Origin of the sequence: Bacillus sp. VT 712, from assembly GCF_001614195.1 — a bacterium.
Taxonomy (GTDB): domain Bacteria; phylum Bacillota; class Bacilli; order Bacillales; family Bacillaceae_H; genus Priestia; species Priestia flexa.
In genome coordinates this window covers 49163-72058 of sequence record NZ_LWBK01000011.1, presented here as the reverse complement: position 1 = coordinate 72058, position 22896 = coordinate 49163, and the positions used below count along the sequence as shown (strand labels likewise).

The window sequence follows — 22896 nt, the reverse complement described above, 5'->3', positions numbered from 1 at the left end:
TCTATTCATCGTACACTATTCATACAGAAAGCGGTTTCATAATAACAAGGGTACATATTCAAGGGGGAGAATGAGAAATGGCTGAATTAAAATTAGAGCATATTTATAAAATTTATGATAAAAACGTAACGGCTGTAAAAGATTTTAATCTTCATATTGAAGACAAAGAGTTTATCGTATTTGTTGGGCCATCTGGCTGCGGTAAATCAACAACTCTACGTATGGTAGCAGGTTTAGAAGAAATTTCACAAGGTGATTTCTATATTGATGATAAGCGCGTGAACGACGTTGCTCCAAAAGACCGCGATATTGCGATGGTATTCCAAAACTACGCATTATATCCTCATATGACTGTATATGACAACATGGCGTTTGGATTAAAGCTTCGTAAACTTCCAAAAGATGAAATTGACCGTCGTGTAAAAGATGCTGCGCGCATTCTTGGGTTAGAACAATACCTAGATCGTAAGCCAAAAGCTTTATCAGGAGGTCAGCGTCAGCGTGTAGCATTAGGACGTGCAATCGTTCGTGATGCAAAAGTATTTTTAATGGATGAGCCGCTATCAAACTTAGATGCAAAACTTCGCGTGCAAATGCGCTCTGAAATTGCTAAGTTGCACCAACGCTTAGGTACAACAACAATTTACGTTACGCATGATCAAACGGAAGCAATGACAATGGCTAGTCGCTTAGTTGTTATGAAAGACGGTATTATCCAACAGGTCGGAACGCCTAAAGAGGTATATGAAAAGCCAGAAAACGTATTCGTAGGCGGATTTATTGGTTCACCTGCAATGAACTTCCTAAAAGGAAACTTATCAGATGGTAAAATTACGGTAGGCGATTCTGTTCTGGCAGTTCCAGAAGGAAAAATGAAAGTATTACGTGACCAAGGTTATGTAAATAAAGAAGTTATCCTAGGTATTCGTCCTGAAGATTTCCATGACGAGCCTGTCTTCATTGAAGCTTCAGCTGGCACAAAAGTAACCGTTAATGTTGATGTGTCGGAGCTAATGGGAGCTGAAACAATGGTTTATGCTAAAATTGGCGAACAAGACTTCGTCGCTCGCGTAGACGCTCGTTCTGAAGTAAAAGCCCAGCAAAAGCTTACTTTAGCATTAGACTTAAATAAAGCTCACTTCTTTGACGCGGAAACAGAAAGCCGCATTCGTGCAGAAAAAGAATAAGAATAAAAAAGAGAAGAGGAAAAACTCTTCTCTTTTTTATTCTTTAATGAACTTAATCTCTTCGTGCTGACATCTCTGACAATAGAAAAAATGTGTGCACATATGCTGCACGTAATCATTTGAAATGCCATTTTCAAGCTTTAATTCATCAATTTCCATATACGCGCTGTAATCATCGAAATAGTCGCTAACCTTTCCCATATCGCTTAACTCATAGCCACATACCTTACAATATTCAGATAAAGTGGACAGCCCATTGCAAAGCTCACATATATGCATCATTTCCTTACCCCTTCTTCACTTCGATAAGATATACATAATATGTGCAACTCCATTATTTCTACTCTACTGATTTTCCTTTAATTTACCAATAATTACTAATATTTTCTGATGTATAAACTTTTGAATGCTTTATCATACTACTAGTAACAACAAAGCAAACATCTACTACTGGGCTACGCCTAGGTAGGCAGATAAGTTTCTTGCTAAACTTATCCACGCTGGTTCAATTCCAGCTAGCTCAACCATACTACTATTATTTTATCTAACGAGGAGATGAATAAACATGGCAAACTACCAAAAAGCATCAAACAGCAATTCATCAAACAAGTTAGTAGCACCTGGAGCTCAAGCTGCTATCGATCAAATGAAATTCGAAATCGCAAGTGAATTTGGCGTAAACTTAGGGCCAGACACAACAGCTCGTGCAAACGGATCTGTTGGTGGCGAAATCACTAAGCGCTTAGTACAATTAGCTGAGCAACAATTAGGTGGCGGCAAGTACTAATATTTACACAATTTTATAACATGGCTAGAGCACCTCAACAGCTGTTGAGGTGCTCTTTATTTTCACGACAGTAAGATACCGTCTTTAGTCTGCTACTTCCATTTCGCTTTCGTTGTTTAACATTGACTGAATTTGAACGTTGACTTTACGAATCCGACGATTTTCAACCTCTTTAATTGTAAACGTTACGCCTTCATAACTAAAGAAATCTCCTGCAACAGGAACTCGTTCAAATTGTTCGAAAATCCAGCCGCCAAGCGTATGGTAAGAACTTTCTGGTGCCGGTACCTCAACATACTTTAAGAAATCATCAAGCGGAATTTCTGTATTAAATTCAAATTCTGTTTCACTAATTTGATCAACATAGCGAACAGCTTCATCATGTTCATCCCAAATTTCGCCTACTATTTCTTCTAAAATATCTTCAAGCGTCACTAGACCGGAAGTGCCACCAAATTCATCTACAACGATTGCCATATGTACTTTGTTCTTCTGCAATTCAGGTAGTAAAACAGAAATCTTCATTGATTCGACTACAAACATTGGCTCACGTACTAATTCACGAAGATTTACTTCTTTTTCTTGAACTAAGTATGTTAAAAAATCGCGCTCTGATAAAATCCCAATAATATTGTCAATATTGTCCTCATAAACTGGAATTCGCGAATATCGTTCTTCTAAAAAGATTTCTTTTATTTCATCAATCGGCTGATTGACCTCTATCGCTACCATATCGATTCTTGGTTTAAGAATTTGTCCAACAACAATTTCATTAAACTCTAACGAACGATGAACAAGCTCTTTTTCTTGATTATCAATAACGCCTTCTTCTTCACTTAAATCAACCATTACTTTAATTTCTTCTTCAGTAACCGAAGGGCTATATTCTTTACCTGTAAATAGCTTTGACACACCAGACTTCAGCAAAACAAAGAGATAAGAGATTGGTGTTAGTACTTTGATTAAAAAGTATAAAATACCGGATATCATCAATGTGAAGCTTTCTGCATGCTCTTTTGCTAATGATTTAGGTAATACTTCACCAAAGATTAAAATTAAAATGGTCATAACTACTGTACTGATGACAAGCGCTGAATTACCGCCGAATAAATCAATTGCTACTTTCGCCGAAATAGACGATGCAGCAATATTTACAATGTTGTTTCCAATTAAAATGGTGGATAACGCTTGGTCAAAGTTTTCAGTAATCAACAGCGCTTTTTTGCTTCCTCGTCTTTTTTCATCAGCATAGTTTTTCAGACGTATTTTATTTACGCTCGAAAAAGCTGTCTCAGCAGATGAAAAGAAAGCTGATAATAAGATAAGAACTGCCAACAAAATAATTTGACTCAGGGGTAGGTCTACCAAAGGTCATTCACTCTCCTAAAAAAATAATAAAATTTTATACTACATAATTGCGTTTACCTTTTAGTGCAAAATAGTACAAATATATCATATCAGAAACCTTCTTATTTGAAAATGAATGTCAACTGCTATTACAAACCATTTTTCATTTGGTTATTTCTAGAAACTACTTTATTATATTCTATGAAAAAAAGATTCATGCCCTTCGTATATTTACATAAAGGAGAGATGAGATATGAACATTGCTTTATTAGGCACAACAGACCGCGTTGGCCAACAGCTTCTTGAACTATTATTGGAAAACAATCACAAAGTAAAAGCTTTGGTTCGGAACATACAGCGCCTATCTATTTCACATGCTAACCTCACAGTCATTGAAGGAGACGCTCGTGAAGAAAAAGTGCTGGATTGCTTATTTCACGGGCAAGACGTTGTCATTAGTACACTTGGTACAGACGGAGCTAACGTTATTTCAGAAAGCATGCCTGTTATTGTGAAAGCAATGAATAATCAAGGTATTGAACGAATTATTACTGTCGGCACAGCAGGGATTTTACAAACACGAACGGAACCTTCACTATACAGATTCAGTCTAGTGAATCAAAGCGTAAGCTTACAAGAGCTGCTGAAGATCACCTAAAAGGGTTTCTGACTTTGAAAGAGAGTAACCTTCTTTGGACGATTGTATGCCCTACTTACCTGATGGACATATTACAGAGCGCTACCGCGTTGAAAAAAACGTCCTTCCCTTAGATGAAAAAAAATATCCACAGGTGACACCGCTCATTTTATTTATAAAGAACTGTTAGATCCTCAATTTATCCGTTGCCGAGTGGGTCTGAGTGAATAGTAAACAGCATCTCAAAAGTAGAGATGCTGCTTTTTGCTGTCATGTTGTTTTACGTAAGCTTGCGATAAGCCCAATGGTTTGTAGGTCCATGCCCGCTTCCAATTTGTAACGTGTCCTTAATCGCAGCATGAACAAAATCTGAAGCAAGCTGAACGGATTCTAGAAGAGTTGTCCCTTTAGCTAACTCGGCTGCTATACAAGCAGCAAACGTACAACCTGTTCCATGCGTATGCTTCGTATCTACACGCTTATGAACAATTTCATGAAAGAACTGACCGTCGTACACTAAGTCAACCATCTCCTCTTGTGATTTGTCATGTCCCCCTTTTATCACCACATTTTTCACTCCAAGGCTATGAAGACTTTTGGCTGCTTCTTTGCGCTGTTCCATCGTTGTAATTTCATATCCCGTCATAATTTCTGCTTCAGGAATATTAGGCGTCACGACTTCAGATAATGGTAACAGTACATCATTTAGCGCAGCAATAGCTTCTTGCTGAAGTAGTGATTGTCCCCCTTTTGCAATCATAACCGGATCCACTACTACATTTTTCAGTTCATACTTACGTAGCTTATCCGCAACAATACGAATAATATCAGAGCTAAAAAGCATGCCAGTCTTAATAGCATCCGGACGCAAATCAGTAACAACTGAATCAATTTGCGTGGCAATTGCTTCTTCAGTTAACGGATACACACCTTGAACACCTAAAGTGTTTTGAGCCGTTACTGCTGTGATAGCGGACATTCCAAATACCTTACGCTCTTGAAATGTTTTTAAGTCTGCTTGAATTCCGGCTCCTCCTCCGCTATCAGAGCCAGCGATTGTCAATGCTTTTGCTACACTCATAAAAATCTTCCTTTCGTCATTTACCCGATATAACGGTGATAAAGATTCTTTGCTTCTACGGTATCTTTTGTGCCGTGTACAAAGATTCTTCCATCTTGAAACACAACAAGGCGATAATCATCAATTGCTACGGACAAAAGATACGGATTTCGGTCCACTCGGTACCCTTTACCTTTTAAATGCTGTTCTAACTCCACTATGTTAGGTGCTTTTGTTGCCTTTGCAGGGCGAATTTGTACAGTATCACGTCCGCATAGTACCGCTGTTTTTAACTGGTTTTCAAATTGAAGCGCAGGAAAAACTGGGTGTTGACCACACGATGAACATTCATCCGATTTTAGAGCATGAACATTTATGGTACGGTATTCATTTCTCCAAACGTCAAATGATACTAGCTGTGACCGTAGCGCCTCATGATCTTCTACAAGAATCTTTAGTGCCTCCGTGACTTGATGTGAAACAACCATTTGGACAGCAGGGCTAATAATCCCTACCGTATCGCACGTAACTCCACCTAAAGGTACTGATTCCAGCAAACATGCTAAGCATGGGGTTTCTCCAGGAACAATCGTATAGCTAATTCCATAGCTCCCCACACATGCTCCATAAATCCAGGGAATTCGGTGTTTTTGTGATAAGTCATTTATCACAAGCCGTGTATCAAAGTTATCCGTAGCATCGATTATTAAATCCACGTTTACCAACAGCTGTTCAATAAATTGAGGAGTCCCGTCCGCTACGTGCGCTTCAATATCAACATCTCCGTTAATTTCGACGAGCCTTTCCGAAGCAGCTACTGCTTTTGGAATACGATTAGCTGCATCCCTCTCGCTATAAAGCTGCTGACGCTGCAAATTACTCCACTCCACATAATCTCGGTCAATTATTGTTAACTTTCCAACTCCGGCTCGAACAAGCGCTTCCGCATTTCCTGTCCCTAACGCACCTGCTCCAATTAATAAGACATGCTTTTGTGATAACTTTTTCTGTCCTTCTTTACCTATTGGAGAAAAGAGCTCTTGACGTGAATAGCGCGCTGTCACCCGATGCTCATCCCTTCTGTTGGGCTACTGGCTACCGCATATTCTTTAAATGGAATGCGACCAGCTAAGTAAGCATCACGCCCCGCTTCGATTGCAAGCTTCATCGCGCGAGCCATTTTTACAGGATCTTTTGCACCTGATACAGCCGTGTTTAATAGAACACCATCTGCACCTAACTCCATTGCTTTGGCAGCATCAGAAGCTGTACCGATACCCGCATCTACAATCACAGGCACATTAGATTGCTCAATAATAAACTGCAGGTTCAGCGGGTTAATAATTCCTTGTCCTGATCCAATTGGAGAAGCTCCAGGCATAATAGCATGAACGCCTAATTCCTCGAGTCTTCTAGCAAGTACAACATCATCAGACGTATACGTTAACACTGTAAATCCTTCTTTTAGCAATTCTTCACTTGCTTTTAATGTTTCAATTGGGTCTGGCAATAGCGTTTTATCACAGCCAATTACTTCAACCTTGACCATATCACACAGCCCAGATGCTTTTGCCAACTTTGCAATCCGAACAGCTTCTTCAGCATTTTTGGCTCCAGCTGTATTTGGTAAGAGCGTAAATCTTTTAACATCAAGAGCTTCAAGTAAGTTAGGCTGAGACTGATCAAAAATATCCATTCTTCTCACTGCAAATGTTAAAATTTCTGTTTCTGATTCTTCCACTGCTTGACGCTGCGTTGTGTAATCTGGAAACTTCCCTGTACCTAAAAGCAAACGAGATGCAAATTCATATTTTCCTATTTTCAACATAACTTTCATCCTCCTCCTACAAATGAAACAATCTCTAATAAATCGCCTTCTGATAGCAACGCTTTTTCATGATCTTGCTTTTGTAAAATTTTTTTATTTAACTCGACAATAACCACTTTCTCGTGTAAATCTCTTGATTCCAATAGTTGAGAAACCGTCTGAATTGAGGAATCTATATCAACGCTTTTCCCATTAATTATTAAGTTCAATACGTTCCCTCCATTTCTCTTTGTAAGCGAAAAGCCGTAAAAAAGGAATGTTTTGGATGTTCACCCATCATTTGTTCCGCCATAATTTTCCCTGTAATCGCACTTAGTAAAATACCGTTTCGGTAGTGCCCACAAGCTAAGTAAACATTATCTAGCTCAGGGTGCTGTCCTAAATACGGCCACCCATCTACTGTTTGCGGACGAAGTCCTGCCCATGCTTTTTCAAACGATGCATTTGCAAGTGATGGAACGAGAGAAATCGCTTTGCTAATTAGAAATTCAATAGCTTCTGCAGATACGTGCTTCGTGTAATCATGGGCGCGCTTTGTAGCTCCAATCACTACTCTTCCTCCTGCTTTTGGAACAATATAAAATCCTTCATCTAAAAAAATAGTCTTTTGAATGCTTGGCTGATTCGTCGTGAGAGATATACACTCACCTTTAATAGGAAACAGATGCTTTGGATGAATAGCGGCCACCAGCTCTTTTGTCCAAGCACCTGCACTTACCATCACTTGGTCGCTGTAAAAGTTGCCCGCTGATGTCCGAACGCCAACTACCTTTTTGTTATCGTATATAAAGTGATGGACATGACAGTTCTCATAAATTGCCGCTTGATGGTATAAAGCTCCGTGTGCCAAAGCATGAGTTAGCTTAGCTGGCATCAGCTGTCCATCTTTTGGGATGCTAATCGCCCCGTATGTATCAGGGGTTAAGAGCGGTTCAGCTTCACTTGCTGCGTCAGGAGATAACCACCTAACGTCTGAATCCCACCGTCTGTGGCGCTCCGCTTTGTCTTGTAGCACGTTTGCTTCAGCTTCAGTTGTTGCTACTTTTAACAAGCCTTTTTGAATGAGCTCAACATCAATATTTGTTTTTTCTTTTAATTCAGCTACCAGATTCGGAAAAAGTGCTCTACTTCGAATGGCTAGTTCCAAAAGAGGCCCTTCTTCATCAATTTCAGCTTGTGCTCCTAATATTCCAGCAGCTGCTCCCGATGCTTCACAACCAATCTGATTTTTTTCCAAAATGGCTACCTTATACCCCATTTTAGAAAGCTGATACGCAGTTGAAGCTCCAATAACTCCACCACCAATAACGAGCGCATCATAATGTGCCTCCATATGTATCACTCCACTTTCGTAGTTGTTCACCGTATTCCTTTGCCGCTTGTAACGGGTTTTCATCTTTAAATACACCAGCCATGACAGCGACGCCATGTGCCCCTGTACTCAATACCTCTCTTACATTGCAAGGCATAACTCCCCCGATTGCAATTACCGGTATCTGCACTGAATCAACGACTTGTTTCAGCTGTTCAAGTCCCCGAGGTGTTTGACCCAGTTTTGATTGCGATGGATAGATATGACCATAAATGACATAGTCGACGCCTGATTGTTCAGCTTCCTTTGCTTCTTTAACGCTGTGTACAGATTTACCAACAATCAATTGCTGAAAATGTGCTTTTACTCCTTGAGCACTTAGACTGTGATAAGCCAAATGCACACCTTTGACTTGAGCAGCAAAAGCTACATCTACTCGATCGTTAACAATTAGCTTTGAAGCCGGAACTTCTTTTTTCAGGTCTCCAATAAGCACTTCTAACTCTCGTGCCGTTCGCTCTTTTTCTCGAATATGGATAGCTCCTACATATGGTTCAATGTCTCTGATAATTTTCAAAAGCTGTTCAAGAGGCTGTTTCCCTGTTGACACAGCGTGTAACTTGGGTACCATAGCATCCTCACCTTTATTTCGACATAAACGTAAAAAACCACTCTACAACGTAGAGTGGTTTGGCATGCATTAATTATGTAAACATGGCTCATCCACTTCCCTACGCTGGTACAAACCAGATCAGGTTCAAAGGGTCCGAATTTTTCGTCTCAGCCATAAAGGCTCCCCTAGTGATTTTTTCTAATATTTTCACTTTTCATTTAGAAGTATAACATATTTGTGAGTGATTACAACCTACTGGACCATTTTTCTCATGTATTGAGCTAATAATCTTCGAGCTCTTTTTCTTTTTCCCTATGCTCTTCCCACAGAAATGAGCTCAGTAAGATGGCAAATGTTAAAATATAAAATCCGTAGAATAACAAAGCAGCTATACTGTTGACCATTAAAAAGATAAAACTAATGACTTGTCCCGCAATTGTTACAATCAATAAAATATATTTCCATACTTCACGTTTTCTCATTAAACTTATCTCCACTTTTCAAATCCTAATTTCAATGCTCTTCTCTCTATTATAACAAGTTTCGAGTATGAGTAAGGAATATCTGATCAAAATAAAACAATTGTCCCAAAAACGATAAGAGAAGAGCGTCACGTTTGTTAAAGTATCATCGGCTATCTACAATGTTTCGTCGAGCACAAGAGATTGCGGCCACAAACTATGAATTTTTACTACTTTATACGGAAGCAGCTCTCTTATATTGGATTATGTGTACCATTCTTTCCATTGTTCAAGGACGCATTGAAGCAAAGCTTGACCGTTATGTCTCAAGATAGATAACCGTATTAAAAAAGGAGTTTATTAGCGTGATTAACATTACGAACCTTCATAAATCATTTGATGATTTACACGTATTGCGAGGAATTGATTTAAACATAGAGCAAGGTAAAGTAGTGGTTCTAATTGGTCCTTCAGGTTCCGGAAAAACAACGTTTCTTCGCTGTTTAAACTTACTGGAACTTCCTACTAATGGTAAAATCATCATCGATAACCAAGAGGTCAGCTTTGAGAAAAATTTACCGAAGCAAAAGATAACGTCTTTTCGCAGCTTAACGGGAATGGTTTTTCAAAGCTACAATTTGTTTCCTCACAAAACAGCGCTTGAAAATGTCATGGAAGGACCTGTTATTGTAAAAGGTGTTCCAAAACAAAAGGCAAAAGAGCGCGCTGTTTCCCTACTACAAAAAGTTGGTCTAGGAGACAAAGTGAACTTTTATCCATTTCAATTATCAGGAGGACAACAGCAGCGTGTGGGTATCGCGCGTGCAATGGCTATGGATCCTAAAGTCATGCTATTTGATGAGCCTACATCTGCTTTAGACCCTGAGCTTGTAGGTGATGTGCTAAAAGCTATGAAAGATTTAGCAAAAGAAGGTATGACCATGGTCGTGGTTACACATGAAATGCGCTTTGCTCGCGAAGTGGCAGATGAAGTAATCTTTATGGACCAAGGCGTTATTATGGAGCGTGGAACACCAGAAGAGATCTTCCAAAAACCTAAAGAAGAGCGAACTCGTCGCTTTTTAAATATGATTCAGTAAAAGGCTGCTTAACCGCAGTCTTTTTCATTATCTGCATTACATTATACTTTTGACTTTTTGTCTTTTATAATAAACATAAGATTTATGATATGAAAGGAGACAAGAGGACATGCAAAATTTTAAAGCTCTTGTATTAACAAAAGAAGAAGAACAGGTTCATTCTCATATCAAAACGCTCACACTTGATGATTTACCACAAGGTGATGTCCTCATTAAAGTTCACTATTCAGGTATCAATTATAAGGATAGCCTAGCTAGCATTCCCAATGGAAATATCGTCAAAGCGTATCCATTTGTACCAGGAATTGATTTAGCAGGTACGGTTGTTACTTCGGATAACCCTCGCTTTAAAAGCGGTGATGAAGTGATTGCAACCAGCTATGAAATTGGAGTGTCTCATTACGGTGGCTATAGTGAATACGCTCGTATTCCTGCCGACTGGATTGTTCCTCTTCCCGATGGATTAACCTTAAAAGAAGCTATGATAATTGGAACAGCTGGTTTTACGGCTGCTTTATCTGTAAAGAAGCTAATTGATTCGGGCTTGAAACCACAAGATGGTCCTGTCCTAGTCACTGGCGCTACAGGTGGTGTGGGAAGCTTTGCGGTTTCTATTTTATCAACGCTGGGCTATGAGGTTGCTGCGAGCTCTGGAAAATCTTCTAGTGCCACCTATTTAACCAATCTTGGGGCTACCACTCTTTTAACTAGAGAAGATGTTTACAACGGAAAGGTCAAAGCACTCGCCAAAGGAAAGTGGGCTGCTGCAGTCGATAGCGTAGGCGGTGAAACGCTCGCAAGCGTGCTATCACAACTTCAATACGGTGGGTCTGTTGCAGCTAGTGGCTTAACGGCTGGAACAGCTGTCCCAACTACAGTTTTCCCATTCATTTTACGTGGTGTGAACTTACTCGGTATTGATTCTGTCTATTGCCCAATGTCCCTTCGAAACGAGACATGGAAGCTGCTAGCAACAACTTTTAAGCCATATCAGCTTGAAGACTTCATTCAAAAAGAAATCTCTCTTAATGATGTACCGAACCATCTTCCAACACTGCTTGAAGGACAGGCTCAAGGTCGTATCCTCATTAAACTCTAAACACGCTAAAAGGAGAAGCGAATGCTTCTCCTTTCATTATAAGTGCTTTCGATGCACCGTTTTCCCGTCGTACGTAAATGCAATTGGCTTTTCTTCCATTACGGTTTCTAGATGCACTGGTCTCCCCCACAATTGATACAAGTATGGCACAACTTTTTCTAGATATTTAACATCTAGTTCAATTCCTTCATACCAATGTTTTAAGTATAACTCTCCATTTTTTAAGTAATCACCATTCGTGACTGTAATATATGGAAAACCACCATTTACGCGCATGTTAACAAGCTGATCTCGCACTTCTGTCCAGTCTTTATCCACAATTTTATAATCTTTCCCCTGTTTTTGAAATAAGTACATATCCTCTCTCATGACAAGGTCTTTTGTTAGGTAGTTTCGAATGAATGAAATATCAGATTCAACTTCCCTGACTTCAAACATTTTCTCTCGCCCTGAGCCTTTTTGAATACCACGTCGTTGCATTTCAGCAGTAGGATTATCATAACGTTCTTCAATATCCTCAAAGATCTTCAAACCTAAATAATAAGGGTTGATGCTTGTTCTGGACGGTTGGACAACACCTGCATTTAGCTTTGCAAACTCAATGGCCTCATCGCTTGTTAAGTCCATCTCACGAATGATTCGCTGATGCCAATAGGATGCCCAGCCTTCGTTCATAATTTTTGTTTCAAGCTGTGGCCAAAAATACAGCATCTCTTCTCTCATCATCGTTAAAATATCGCGCTGCCATTCTTCTAAATATGGGCTGTATTGTTCGATAAACAAAAGAATATCCTTCTCAGGTTGAGGTGGAAATTTCTTAAACATTTCTACTTGACGGCTCTTCTTTTTCCCGCGTGAATCCAGGTTCCATAAATCATCGTATGGTGATGACACCTCTTCCTGTTCTTCTTCTACATCATCCATGCTCCATGACAGCTTTGCTCTCATTAAGGATGGGTCAATATGCTCTTGAACCGATAGAATGGCATCTAAGAACTTCTCCACTTCTCGCTTTCCATATTGTACTTCATATTCTTTAATACGATCTGCAGTTGCAGCCATGCTTTCAACCATATCTCGCTTCGAGTTTGCAAAACGGCTGTTGTTTTTAAAGAAATCACAATGAGCTAAAACGTGGGCTACAATAAGCTTGTTTTGAATCAGTGCATTTGAGTTAAGTAAGAATGCATAGCAAGGATCTGAGTTAATAACCAGTTCATAAATTTTGCTTAAACCAAGGTCATAGTGGAGCTTCATTTTATAAAACTGCTTTCCAAAGCTCCAGTGAGAAAATCTTGTAGGCATGCCATATGCACCGAATGTATAAATAATATCAGCTGGACAAATTTCATATCTCATTGGATAAAAATCTAAACCAAAACCTGTTGCAATTTCAGTAATTTCGTCAATCGCTCGATGTAGTTGTTTATAGTCCGCTTCCTTCACTACAACTCCCCCTTTATATCCCTTAATTCAATCTATGTCCTAATGACACAAATCATGTGTTTTGAATCAGGTTCTTTATAAGAAATTAGGAAGGTAGTGTTTTACTTTTAGAAAAAATAATCGATTCTAATTTCATTTTGGCCCCCTAACCTTTATTTATACATTGGTCTTTTGACCAACATTTACAGGGGAACAAATTTCGTAAATGTCATACACTAATTTCAACTCCTCAAAAGGAGGACTGTTAATGGACACAATTGATTATGACCGTGCTTTATATTACACGAATCGATCACAATGGGATAACTTGTTAATTTTAATGGTTCGTACTGAAGATGATTTTCTTTCAAAGAAAATCGAACATTTTTTACACGCCTACAACTTTGAACGAAACTATCGAGTAATTCAAGAAGAACTGTATTCGTTATTGCGTTATATTGACCATGCCTCAGAGCTTTCAGAGCACAACCTGAATGATTTTATGGCAGTGGATCCCTTAACGTAACATTACCTATAGATAAAAGAAGAGGCTTTCCTCTTCTTTCTTTTTTGTGAACCTGAATAAAAAATAAGTTGACATAAATAATCATTTACACGTACAATTTGAGTATCATTGACTATCTTACATATGAAGGAGAAGATTACTTTGAGTGGAAAACTTCGTTTTCGTACACTTGATTTAACATTAGCAGGGATGTTCGCAGCTCTCATGGCTATTGGTGCAAATATTACATCTTGGGCACCATTCTTACAGGTAGCTGGCGTTCCACTGTCTATGCAGCCATTTTTCGTAATACTAGCAGGGATTTTATTAGGAAGTCGCTTAGGGGCTATTTCCATGATTGTATACTTCCTTGTGGGGCTTGCAGGAGCACCTGTATTTGCTCAGTTTAAATCAGGAGCTAGTGTTTTATTTGGCAGTACGGGCGGCTTTTTATTATCATATATCGTTGCTGCCTATGTGGTGGGGAAAATTATTGAATGGAAAGGGAAACCTCACCTTTCAGTATTTATAAGCGCTTCGCTTGCAGGTATTGCCATTATCTATATCATTGGAACAACGTATATGTACATGGCCGTTAACTATTGGTTAGAAGCTCCAGCAATGAGCTACGCAACAGCTTGGAAAGTTATGCTTTGGTTTGGTGTAAAAGACATTATCTTTACGATTATAGCGGCGTTAATTGCGCCTCGAATTTATAAAGCTTTAACAGCTTCTCCTTATTACAAAGGAATTCATTCAAATAAAGCTGTATAGAAAAGGCTGAGCAAATAAGCTCAGCCTTTTTTTAAGCGTTCACGCGATTAATAACTTCTTCTACTTGATTCATAACGGCTTTTTGAACCTCAGCTAACTGGTTAGCGCTCGCTTGCTCATCCTTGGTTACGACACCAAAATAAAACTTAACTTTTGGTTCTGTACCAGATGGACGTAAGCAGAACCATGAACCATCTTCTAGTACATATTTAAGTACGTTTGATTTTGGAAGCTCAATATCTTCTACTTTTCCACTTTCAACAAACTGACGAGTTCCTAGCGTATAGTCTTCAAGAACAGATACTTTAAGACCTGCAATCTCTTTTGGTGGCTCATTTCTAAACGTCGCAAGAATATGTTGAATTTGTTCAGATCCTTCTTTTCCTTTTAACGTTAATGACTTTAATCCTTCTTGATAGAAACCGTATGTTTCAAAAATTTGATGAAGTGCTTCGTAAAGCGTCATACCTTGCTTTTTGTAATACGCGCATACTTCAACTGCTAACACAGCAGCTTGCACCGCATCTTTATCACGTGCAAAGCTACCAATTAAATAACCATAGCTTTCTTCATAACCAAATTGGAATTCGTATTCCCCTGTTTGCTCGTATTGCTTGATTTTTTCTCCAATAAACTTGAACCCTGTTAGCGTGTCGACAACATGTAAGCCAAACGAACGAGCAATCTCAGCTCCTATTTCTGATGTTACGATTGTTTTTAATACAACACCGTTTTTAGGAAGCACACCTTGTTCTTTTTTCTGAGAAAGCAAGTAGTGAAGTAAAATTGCTCCCGTTTGGTTTCCTGTCAGCAATGCATATTCACCGCTTGAATCCTTCACAGCAATTCCTAATCGATCGGCATCTGGATCTGTAGCAATCAATAAATCTGCATCGATTTCTTTTCCTTTGTTCACAGCATATTCAAACGCTGCTTTCTCTTCAGGATTCGGTGATTTTACTGTTGAGAAATTAGGATCTGGTAACTCTTGTTCTGCAATAACAGTTACGTTCGTATAACCGATTGTTTCTAACGCTTTTCGAACCGGTTTATTAGCCGTACCGTGAAGTGGTGTAAAGACCACTTTTAATTCTGGACCTATCTCTTGTGCTAAGCTAGGATTTAATAAGATGGTTTTGAGCTTCTCATTATACGCTTCATCTATGGAAGCACCAACCATTTCAATCAAACCAGCTGACTTCAACTCTCGCTCTTCTTTTACTGACAGCTCAAGTTCGTTTTCAACAGCATTTACGTATCCTACAAGCTCATCTGCTTCTTTTGGAGGCAGCTGACCACCATCTGGACCATATACTTTATAACCGTTGTACTCAGGGGGATTATGACTCGCTGTAATAACAATCCCACCAAAAGCACCTAATTGACGAACTGCAAAAGATAGCTCCGGCGTTGGGCGAAGCTCATCAAATACGTATGTTTTAATCCCTTCAGTTGCAAGCGTTTTAGCAGCTTCCATCGCAAATTCTGGCGATTTATGTCTTGAATCGTAAGCGATAACAACTCCTTGCGTTTTCGCTTCTTCACCTGCAGCAGCAATGTAGTCTGCAAATCCTTTTGATGCTTTACGAATTGTATACAGGTTCATACGGTTAGTACCTGGACCAATTTCGCCACGCATTCCACCTGTACCAAACTCTAAGTTTTTATAGAAACAATCTTCCAGCTGTTTCTCATCCGCTTTAATGTTTGCTAACGCTTCCTTTAACTCTTCATCTAAATGTACATTTTCAATCCAAGATGTGTATACTTGCTTCCAGTTCATGAAAAAAGCCTCCTCATCAATACCTTTATGTATGAAAAGAGAAAAACGACAAATGTCGCCTTTCCCTTTAAAATGACATGTCATACCTTGTCAATATTGTAACGCAATATGATAAAAATTCGATGAAAGAATCGAATTTCCTGCTATTACTTCTTACGCAATTGACAATTTTTGAAATACAGTACTATTGTATCATGAAATATCAGCGATTTGGCTACCTTTTTCATCAACTGGCACAACTGCATCATGTAAATGTTTGTTAAGCTCTTGGCTATACTCAGACGTTTGCTGAGGCGTCCAGCTTAGCTCTTGTGCCATGTATTTAATAACGGCTTCTTTCCACTCACGAACCCAAGCAATATCAAAGAATAACGCGCCTGTACGACGGATGAATAAATCGATTGGCTTTGTCACCATCTCTTCTTCTATTCCATACTGTACTTGTAAAAATACGCTTGTCGGTAAGTTACTTGCCTTCATTTTATCCTTGTAGTCTGTCATGTAGCGATATAATACATCAATGTTAGAACCATAACGCTTAACAAGCTTTGTAGCTGCTTCAGGTGACAACCCCAGCTCTACGCCAACTTTCACTTTTTCCTCGACAAATTTCGGGAAGTTTTTAGAACCACCCACATCTCCTCCAGAAATTGGTAAATATTTTGTTTGACTTGGCTTAAACGTAGCTCCTTCTGCTTTTAACTGCTCTGCAACTGTGTTTACCACAAGCTCTGCCATTTTGCGATACCCAGTTAACTTACCTCCAGCAATCGTAATTAGACCTGAATGTGATGTCCACACTTCATCTTTACGTGAAATCTCAGATGGATCTTTTCCTTCTTCATGAATTAATGGTCGCACACCAGCCCAGCTTGATTCAACGTCATCAACAGTAATGTTTACTGTTGGGAACATGTAATTGATTGCTTCAATTACGTATTCACGATCTTTCACAGTCATTTGTGGATGTCTTGCATCTTCTTTATAAACTGTATCCGTTGTTCCAACGTACGTTTTACCATCACGCGGGATAGCAAACACCATACGCCCATCTGGTGTATCAAAGTAAATAGCTTGTTGCAGTGGAAAACGCTTTTGATCAATTACTAAGTGAATGCCTTTTGTTAACTGTAACTGCTTTCCTTTTTTTGAATTGTCTTTTTCACGTAGAGAATCAACCCAAGGACCAGCTGCGTTAACAATTTTTTTCGCATGAATTTTGTACGATTTTTTCGTGATTTGATCAACAACAACTGCGCCAATAACCGTTCCGTTGTCGTAAATAAATTCCTCTACTTTTGTGTAGTTCACTAAATCTGCACCGCGACTTGCTGCTTCTTTCGCTACTTCAATTGTTAGTCGTGCATCATCTGTCTTGTATTCAACATAATAGCCGCCACCTTTTAAGTCCTGTGACTTTACAAGAGGCTCACGCTTTAATGTTTCTTCAGCACTGAACATTTTACGGCGCTCAGAGCGTTTAACACCTGCTAGATAATCATATACGCGTAGTCCTACAGATGTTGAGTACTTTCCGAACGTACCTCCTGTATGAAACGGTAGTAGCATCCACTCTGGTGTTGTTACGTGCGGACCATTCTCATACACAATTGCACGCTCTTTCCCAACTTCCGCAACCATTTTAACTTCAAACTGTTTTAAATAACGCAGACCACCGTGCACGAGCTTTGTCGAACGACTTGATGTTCCAGATGCAAAGTCTTGCATCTCAACTAATGCTGTTTTCATTCCGCGATTTGCTGCATCTAAAGCAATTCCTGATCCTGTAATACCTCCACCAATAACAAGTAAATCATATTTTTGAGTTGTCATTTCTTCTAATTTATTTACACGCGTTTTGCTTGAAAACATTTGTCATTCCCCTTTTCTTTTTTCATTTTTTTACAGTTATCTAAAAAAAAGAGACCACAAATCGCATATGTATAACATATGGATTCGTGGTCTCTCCGATTCTCCAACCAAATTATTAACTTGTTTTTAGTATAGCATAACCATGATTCATTTTAAAGGTTTTTCCTCTATCTCAGTAGGAATTTTTCAATTTTAAAACGCAAAATAACAATATTTACATTTACTTTTATTTAAACGCCATCGCTGCGTTAACTGCTTTTTTCCAACCTGCATATAAGTCCTCACGACGGCTTTCTTCCATATCAGGTTCAAACGACTTTTCCATATTCCACTGCTGCGCAATCTCTTCGCGATCTTTCCAGTAGCCTACAGCCAGACCTGCAAGATAAGCTGCTCCTAACGCCGTTGTTTCATTAATTTCAGGACGCTCAACCGGCACGTTTAACAAGTCGCTTTGGAACTGCATTAAGAAGTTGTTTTTAACTGCTCCACCGTCTACACGAAGGGTTTTTAATGTAATACCTGAATCAGCTTCCATTGCGCTTAGCACGTCTTTTGTTTGATATGCTAATGCTTCTAGCGTAGCTCGAATAAAATGCTCTTTTTTTGTACCTCGCGTTAAGCCAAACATGGCACCGCGAACATCACTATCCCAATACGGTGTGCCCAGACCTACAAAAGCAGGAACCATGTATACACCATCTGTTGAATCTACGCGATTAGCATATTTTTCTGTTTCTTTTGCATCCTTAAACATGCGCAGCCCATCGCGAAGCCACTGAATGGCAGAACCAGCTACAAAGATACTTCCTTCTAGTGCATACTCAACTTTTCCATCTACGCCCCAAGCTAGCGTTGTTAAAAGCCCATGATCAGACTTAACGGCTTTTTCACCCGTGTTCATTAACATGAAGCACCCAGTTCCATACGTGTTCTTCGCCATTCCTTTTTCATAGCATGCTTGTCCAAATAAAGCTGCTTGCTGGTCCCCTGCTGCTCCTGCAATTGGAATGTGGTGACCAAAGAAATGGTAATCAACCGTATGCCCATACACTTCTGATGATGGCTTGACCTCAGGTAACATTGATTTTGGCACTGATAAGATATCCAATAGCTCATCATCCCATTGTAAATCGTAAATATTAAACATTAGTGTACGAGACGCATTCGAGTAATCGGTTACATGAGCTTTTCCTCCAGATAACTTCCAAATCAGCCATGTATCAATTGTACCGAACAAAAGCTCACCGTTTTCAGCTTTCTCGCGTGCACCTTCAACATTATCTAAAATCCATTTTACTTTTGTACCTGAGAAGTACGCATCAATTAACAAACCTGTTTTTGAACGAAACGTATCGTTGTATCCTTTTTCTTTTAGCTCTTCACAAATGCCTGCTGTTTGACGAGATTGCCATACAATTGCATTATAAACCGGCTTACCTGTTGCTTTTTCCCACACAACTGCTGTTTCACGCTGATTTGTAATTCCAATTGCTTCAATTTGTTTAGGCGTTACCCCTGATTCTGATAAGCAAGAAGCGATAACTGATAAAATAGAGCCCCAAATCTCGTTAGCATTATGCTCTACCCAACCTGGATTAGGAAAGTATTGAGTAAACTCTTTTTGAGCAACGTGAACAATTTCTCCTTTTTTATTAAATAACATTGCACGAGAGCTTGTTGTTCCCTGGTCCAATGATAAAATGTATTTTTCCATATTTTATTTCCCCTTTTCGTATCATTTCTTTTATTTTACTCTGGCTCTGATTAAAACGCATTCATTTATTTAATAGCGCTTTTCTTTACCATTCCTGGTGCATTTTTTTCTTTTGATAAACCATATATTCCTGCAAATACTATTACTACAATTGTTAATACAATCCATAATGCACTGCCTGTTTGGTTTTTAAATGCTGCAAGGTAAAATACTGCTCCTAACGATCCACCTATTACAGGTCCTAACACAGGTACCCAAGCGTAACCCCAGTTTGATGATCCTTTTCCCGCAATCGGTAAAATTGCATGTGCAATACGGGGACCTAAGTCACGCGCAGGGTTAATAGCATAACCAGTTGTACCACCGAGTGATAAACCAATACTTATAATAAGAAAACCTACAATTAATGGGTTTAATCCTTCTGTAAACTCGTTTGCTCCAATTGTTAATAAGCCAACCACTAGAATAAATGTGCCAATTGTTTCACTTAATAAGTTTGAAAATGGATTTGGGATAGCTGGCCCTGTTGCAAAAATACCTAATTTTGTTCCTTGGTCAGCTGTTTCTCTCCAATGCGGTAGATAGTGTAAATATGTTAATGTTGCTCCTAAAATTGCACCAATCATTTGTGCTAGTATATAAAGTGGTACTTCCTTCCACGAAAAATCTCCGACAATGGCTAATCCGATTGTTACAGCTGGATTTAAGTGAGCACCACTAATGTTACCAACTGCGTATACAGCCATTGCAACAGCTAGTCCCCAACCAAACGTAATAACAATCCAACCTGAATTTGCTGCATATGATTTTTTTAAATTAACGCCGGCACAAACTCCAGCACCTAATATAATTAAAATCATCGTGCCAATTACTTCACCTAAAAATGGACTCATATAAAAACCCTCCTTCGGTCTAATAAGAAACCGTTTACAACGATAAGAGAATAAAAAAATCCACCATACTTCCCTCTAAATTCATGTATATAAATTTAAAGAGCTATATCGTGGATCTCCTATTCTCCGTCACATGTATTAACTTGTTTACAAGTTTACTAGCTATTGAAAGCGTTGTCAATACATTTCCGACAAAAAATTCAAACTTCATAACTCTTTATTTAAATGTATTCCACAATTGTTTATTCGAAGTAGTGACTGCAGCTGCACCTGCAGCGATTGCATTCTTTACTTCTTCTTCCGTTCGAATAAGACCACCTGCGAGAACTGGTATCCCGGTTTCTTCCGCTACCTCTTTAAGAAGTGATGGAATAATCCCTGGTAGCAGCTCAATAAAATCTGGCTCGACCTTTTTAATGAGCTCATAGCTTTTCTTAAGGGCTGTACTATCTAGCAAAAAGACGCGCTGAATGGCATAAATACCTCGCTGTTTCGCTTTTAAGATCACGTTGGTACGAGTGGAGATAATGCCAGCTGGCTTCAATTCTTGACATAGAAAGTCAACTGCATATTCATCTTGCTTTAGGCCATGTATTAAATCGAGATGAATAATCATTTTTTTTTGATGACGATGAACTTCTTTCATAATGCCTCGCAGTAATCCCACTTGGTTATCTAACAAAACGCCATACTCATATTCACTTGCTAAAAAACGTTCCAACTGCTTCATATCACGTACAGCAGGCAAAACGGATTGTCCATGAAAACTCATGTTTTCCCCTCACTCTGTTTATTTATTTCTTTATATTATGACAAAAGATGAGCAAAAAAAACACCATGCATTTGCATGGTGTAAAATAATTTACTTTTTATATTTAATATTATAGACGTCATGTCTACGATCTTTTAACTGACGAACTGTTCCTGACTGGCGCTGTCTGCGTAAAATCTCAAGATCAACGTCCCCAATCACAACCATCTCAATATTTGGATTACATTCCCCTACAATACCATCTCTTGCAAACTCAAAATCGGAAGGGGCAAAGATAGCTGATTGCGCGTATTGAATATCCATATTTTCCGTTTCTGGTAAATTCCCTACTGTTCCTGCAATTACGGTGTAGATTTGGTTTTCCACAGCGCGTGCCTGAGAACAATAGCGAACACGTAAGTAACCTTGACGGTCTTCCGTACAGAAAGGTGTAAAGATAATGTTAGCTCCTTTATCCGTTGCGATACGTGCCAGTTCAGGGAACTCAATATCGTAGCAAATTTGGATCGCGATTTTCCCGCAATCTGTATCAAATACTTCGACATCATTTCCTGGACTAATGCCCCACCATTTGCGTTCATTTGGCGTAATATGAACTTTATACTGTTTCTCAATTGTTCCATCTCTGCGGAATAAATACGCAATATTAAAGATATCACCGTCATCTTCTTCAACAAAGTGTGAACCGCCAATAATGTTTACGTTGTATTTTACAGCTAACCCTGTAAAAAGCTCAATATATTCTTCCGTGTACTCTGTAAGGCGCTGAATTGCTTTACTTGGAATTTGCTCATCTAAAAATGACATAAGCTGCGTTGTGAATATTTCTGGGAATACGCAAAAATCTGCTTTTGCATCATACGCAACGTCTGTATAGTACTCCACTTGAGTAGCAAATTCTTCAAACGAATTGATTTGCTTCATCATATACTGCACAACACAAATACGCACTGGGAATGATGTTTTAAAATGACGCTTTGAACGTCGTACATAGTCTACGTTATTCCATTCCATGAGCGTTGCGTATTTATTAGAAGCTAAATCATCTGGCAGGTAGCCAGGATTGATGCGCATCAAAGTAAAACCGTTCATTAATTGAAACGATAAAACAGGGTCATAGATTTTATGATGAATTACCTGTTCTACATATTCACGAGGGGACATTTCTCCTGAATGCTTATGGTAGTTAGGAATGCGCCCCCCAATAATAATACTCTTTAAGTTCAGTTCACGTGCTAAATCTTGGCGCGCTTCATATAGTCGTCGTCCAATTTTCATGCCTCGATAATTTGGATGAACCATCACTTCAATCCCATATAGGTTATAGCCTTCTGGATTATGATTTGTAATATACCCTTCGTCTGTAATATCATCCCATGTATGCTGGTCATCATACTCATCAAAGTTGACGATCAAGCTTGAACATGAACCAATAATTTCACCGTCAAACTCTGCGCAAATTTGACCTTCTGGAAAAATTTCTAGGTGGCTTTCTAACTGTTCACGCTTCCACGGCTCCATCCCTGGGAATGATAGTTTTTGAAGTGCTAAAATTGCATCTATATCAGAGTGTTTAATGTTTCGGATAATCATTTTTTTCTCAAACTTTGACAAATCTATTGTTGACATATTTAACAACCCTCTTTCGCACATAACTGAGAATTTAGTTTCCCTTTTTTTCATTATATTAAACAAAATTAAAAATTCTAACTATTCAACATCCT

At 38.9% G+C, this 22896-nt stretch carries 23 protein-coding genes, 1 tRNA gene, 1 pseudogene and 1 riboswitch; of the genes and pseudogenes, 9 read left to right on the top strand and 16 right to left on the bottom strand.

What is annotated here, in order from left to right; genetic code table 11:
- Window positions 1-77: 77 nt before the first annotated feature.
- Window positions 78-1187, top strand: a complete 1110-nt coding sequence (locus tag A2U94_RS07395) for an ABC transporter ATP-binding protein (RefSeq protein WP_025907809.1) — start codon at window positions 78-80, stop codon at window positions 1185-1187.
- Window positions 1188-1223: 36 nt separating this feature from the next.
- Here the strand turns inward: A2U94_RS07395 and A2U94_RS07390 are convergent, their stop codons facing one another.
- Window positions 1224-1466, bottom strand: coding sequence for a hypothetical protein (locus tag A2U94_RS07390; protein WP_025907810.1), 243 nt, complete (start codon window positions 1464-1466; stop codon window positions 1224-1226).
- 172 nt (window positions 1467-1638) lie between these two features.
- Between A2U94_RS07390 and A2U94_RS21095 the strand changes: the two genes are divergently transcribed.
- Together A2U94_RS21095 and A2U94_RS07385 are read left to right on the top strand one after the other, a co-directional pair.
- Window positions 1639-1714: transfer RNA gene (locus A2U94_RS21095), tRNA-OTHER, on the top strand.
- 38 nt (window positions 1715-1752) lie between these two features.
- Window positions 1753-1974, top strand: a complete 222-nt coding sequence (locus A2U94_RS07385; protein WP_025907811.1) for an alpha/beta-type small acid-soluble spore protein — start codon at window positions 1753-1755, stop codon at window positions 1972-1974.
- 84 nt (window positions 1975-2058) lie between these two features.
- Here A2U94_RS07385 and A2U94_RS07380 read toward each other — a convergent pair whose 3' ends face one another.
- A complete protein-coding gene (locus A2U94_RS07380) occupies window positions 2059-3342 on the bottom strand; it encodes a hemolysin family protein (protein WP_025907812.1) in 1284 nt (427 codons plus the stop codon).
- 232 nt (window positions 3343-3574) lie between these two features.
- On the opposite strand from A2U94_RS07380, the gene A2U94_RS07375 reads away from it, so the two are divergent.
- Window positions 3575-3979 (top strand): NAD(P)-dependent oxidoreductase, encoded by a 405-nt coding sequence (locus tag A2U94_RS07375; protein WP_374699986.1) that lies wholly within the window; start codon window positions 3575-3577, stop codon window positions 3977-3979.
- 259 nt (window positions 3980-4238) lie between these two features.
- On the opposite strand, the gene thiD is transcribed toward A2U94_RS07375, so the two are convergent.
- From thiD to A2U94_RS07340, 7 genes are all read right to left on the bottom strand, one after another.
- On the bottom strand, window positions 4239-5039 hold the full coding sequence (gene thiD / locus A2U94_RS07370; RefSeq protein ID WP_062686559.1) for a bifunctional hydroxymethylpyrimidine kinase/phosphomethylpyrimidine kinase: 801 nt from the start codon (window positions 5037-5039) through the stop codon (window positions 4239-4241).
- Between the two features lie 20 nt (window positions 5040-5059).
- Window positions 5060-6082, bottom strand: coding sequence for a thiazole biosynthesis adenylyltransferase ThiF (locus A2U94_RS07365; RefSeq protein WP_062686558.1), 1023 nt, complete (start codon window positions 6080-6082; stop codon window positions 5060-5062).
- Window positions 6079-6846 (bottom strand): thiazole synthase, encoded by a 768-nt coding sequence (locus A2U94_RS07360; RefSeq protein ID WP_025907816.1) that lies wholly within the window; start codon window positions 6844-6846, stop codon window positions 6079-6081. The genes A2U94_RS07365 and A2U94_RS07360 overlap by 4 nt, the downstream gene beginning before the upstream one ends.
- A 5-nt stretch (window positions 6847-6851) precedes the next feature.
- Entirely contained in the window at window positions 6852-7055 is a 204-nt protein-coding gene (thiS, locus tag A2U94_RS07355) for a sulfur carrier protein ThiS (protein ID WP_025907817.1), read from the bottom strand.
- On the bottom strand, window positions 7052-8179 hold the full coding sequence (thiO, locus tag A2U94_RS07350) for a glycine oxidase ThiO (protein WP_025907818.1): 1128 nt from the start codon (window positions 8177-8179) through the stop codon (window positions 7052-7054). Before thiO ends, thiS begins: the two co-directional genes overlap by 4 nt.
- Complete coding sequence (tenI, locus tag A2U94_RS07345; RefSeq protein WP_025907819.1) at window positions 8163-8789, bottom strand: thiazole tautomerase TenI; 627 nt, start codon at window positions 8787-8789, stop codon at window positions 8163-8165. Before tenI ends, thiO begins: the two co-directional genes overlap by 17 nt.
- A gap of 80 nt (window positions 8790-8869) precedes the next feature.
- A riboswitch (TPP riboswitch) is annotated at window positions 8870-8968 on the bottom strand.
- Between the two features lie 84 nt (window positions 8969-9052).
- Complete coding sequence (locus A2U94_RS07340) at window positions 9053-9253, bottom strand: hypothetical protein (RefSeq protein ID WP_035319942.1); 201 nt, start codon at window positions 9251-9253, stop codon at window positions 9053-9055.
- 152 nt (window positions 9254-9405) lie between these two features.
- On the opposite strand from A2U94_RS07340, the pseudogene A2U94_RS07335 reads away from it, so the two are divergent.
- From A2U94_RS07335 to A2U94_RS07325, 3 genes and pseudogenes are all read left to right on the top strand, one after another.
- Window positions 9406-9567, top strand: a pseudogene (locus A2U94_RS07335) (cysteine ABC transporter permease); the annotation flags it as partial.
- Window positions 9568-9597: 30 nt separating this feature from the next.
- Window positions 9598-10332: an amino acid ABC transporter ATP-binding protein gene (locus tag A2U94_RS07330; protein WP_025907822.1), complete on the top strand. Its 735-nt coding sequence runs from the start codon at window positions 9598-9600 to the stop codon at window positions 10330-10332.
- A 109-nt stretch (window positions 10333-10441) separates the two neighbouring features.
- Complete coding sequence (locus A2U94_RS07325; protein WP_025907823.1) at window positions 10442-11431, top strand: acrylyl-CoA reductase family protein; 990 nt, start codon at window positions 10442-10444, stop codon at window positions 11429-11431.
- 36 nt (window positions 11432-11467) lie between these two features.
- On the opposite strand, the gene A2U94_RS07320 is transcribed toward A2U94_RS07325, so the two are convergent.
- Entirely contained in the window at window positions 11468-12877 is a 1410-nt protein-coding gene (locus A2U94_RS07320; protein WP_025907824.1) for a SpoVR family protein, read from the bottom strand.
- A 247-nt stretch (window positions 12878-13124) separates the two neighbouring features.
- Between A2U94_RS07320 and A2U94_RS07315 the strand changes: the two genes are divergently transcribed.
- A complete protein-coding gene (locus A2U94_RS07315; RefSeq protein WP_025907825.1) occupies window positions 13125-13382 on the top strand; it encodes a YhdB family protein in 258 nt (85 codons plus the stop codon).
- A 141-nt stretch (window positions 13383-13523) separates the two neighbouring features.
- Complete coding sequence (locus A2U94_RS07310) at window positions 13524-14135, top strand: biotin transporter BioY (RefSeq protein ID WP_025907826.1); 612 nt, start codon at window positions 13524-13526, stop codon at window positions 14133-14135.
- Between the two features lie 31 nt (window positions 14136-14166).
- On the opposite strand, the gene A2U94_RS07305 is transcribed toward A2U94_RS07310, so the two are convergent.
- From A2U94_RS07305 to A2U94_RS07280, 6 genes are all read right to left on the bottom strand, one after another.
- Complete coding sequence (locus A2U94_RS07305) at window positions 14167-15918, bottom strand: phospho-sugar mutase (protein WP_025907827.1); 1752 nt, start codon at window positions 15916-15918, stop codon at window positions 14167-14169.
- A gap of 192 nt (window positions 15919-16110) precedes the next feature.
- A complete protein-coding gene (locus tag A2U94_RS07300) occupies window positions 16111-17790 on the bottom strand; it encodes a glycerol-3-phosphate dehydrogenase/oxidase (protein WP_061784702.1) in 1680 nt (559 codons plus the stop codon).
- Between the two features lie 226 nt (window positions 17791-18016).
- Window positions 18017-19507, bottom strand: a complete 1491-nt coding sequence (gene glpK, locus A2U94_RS07295) for a glycerol kinase GlpK (protein ID WP_025907829.1) — start codon at window positions 19505-19507, stop codon at window positions 18017-18019.
- A gap of 65 nt (window positions 19508-19572) precedes the next feature.
- Window positions 19573-20400: an MIP/aquaporin family protein gene (locus tag A2U94_RS07290; protein WP_025907830.1), complete on the bottom strand. Its 828-nt coding sequence runs from the start codon at window positions 20398-20400 to the stop codon at window positions 19573-19575.
- Window positions 20401-20617: 217 nt separating this feature from the next.
- Window positions 20618-21172: a glycerol-3-phosphate responsive antiterminator gene (locus A2U94_RS07285; protein ID WP_025907831.1), complete on the bottom strand. Its 555-nt coding sequence runs from the start codon at window positions 21170-21172 to the stop codon at window positions 20618-20620.
- 90 nt (window positions 21173-21262) lie between these two features.
- Window positions 21263-22801: a bifunctional GNAT family N-acetyltransferase/carbon-nitrogen hydrolase family protein gene (locus tag A2U94_RS07280; protein ID WP_025907832.1), complete on the bottom strand. Its 1539-nt coding sequence runs from the start codon at window positions 22799-22801 to the stop codon at window positions 21263-21265.
- Between the last annotated feature and the right edge of the window lie 95 nt (window positions 22802-22896).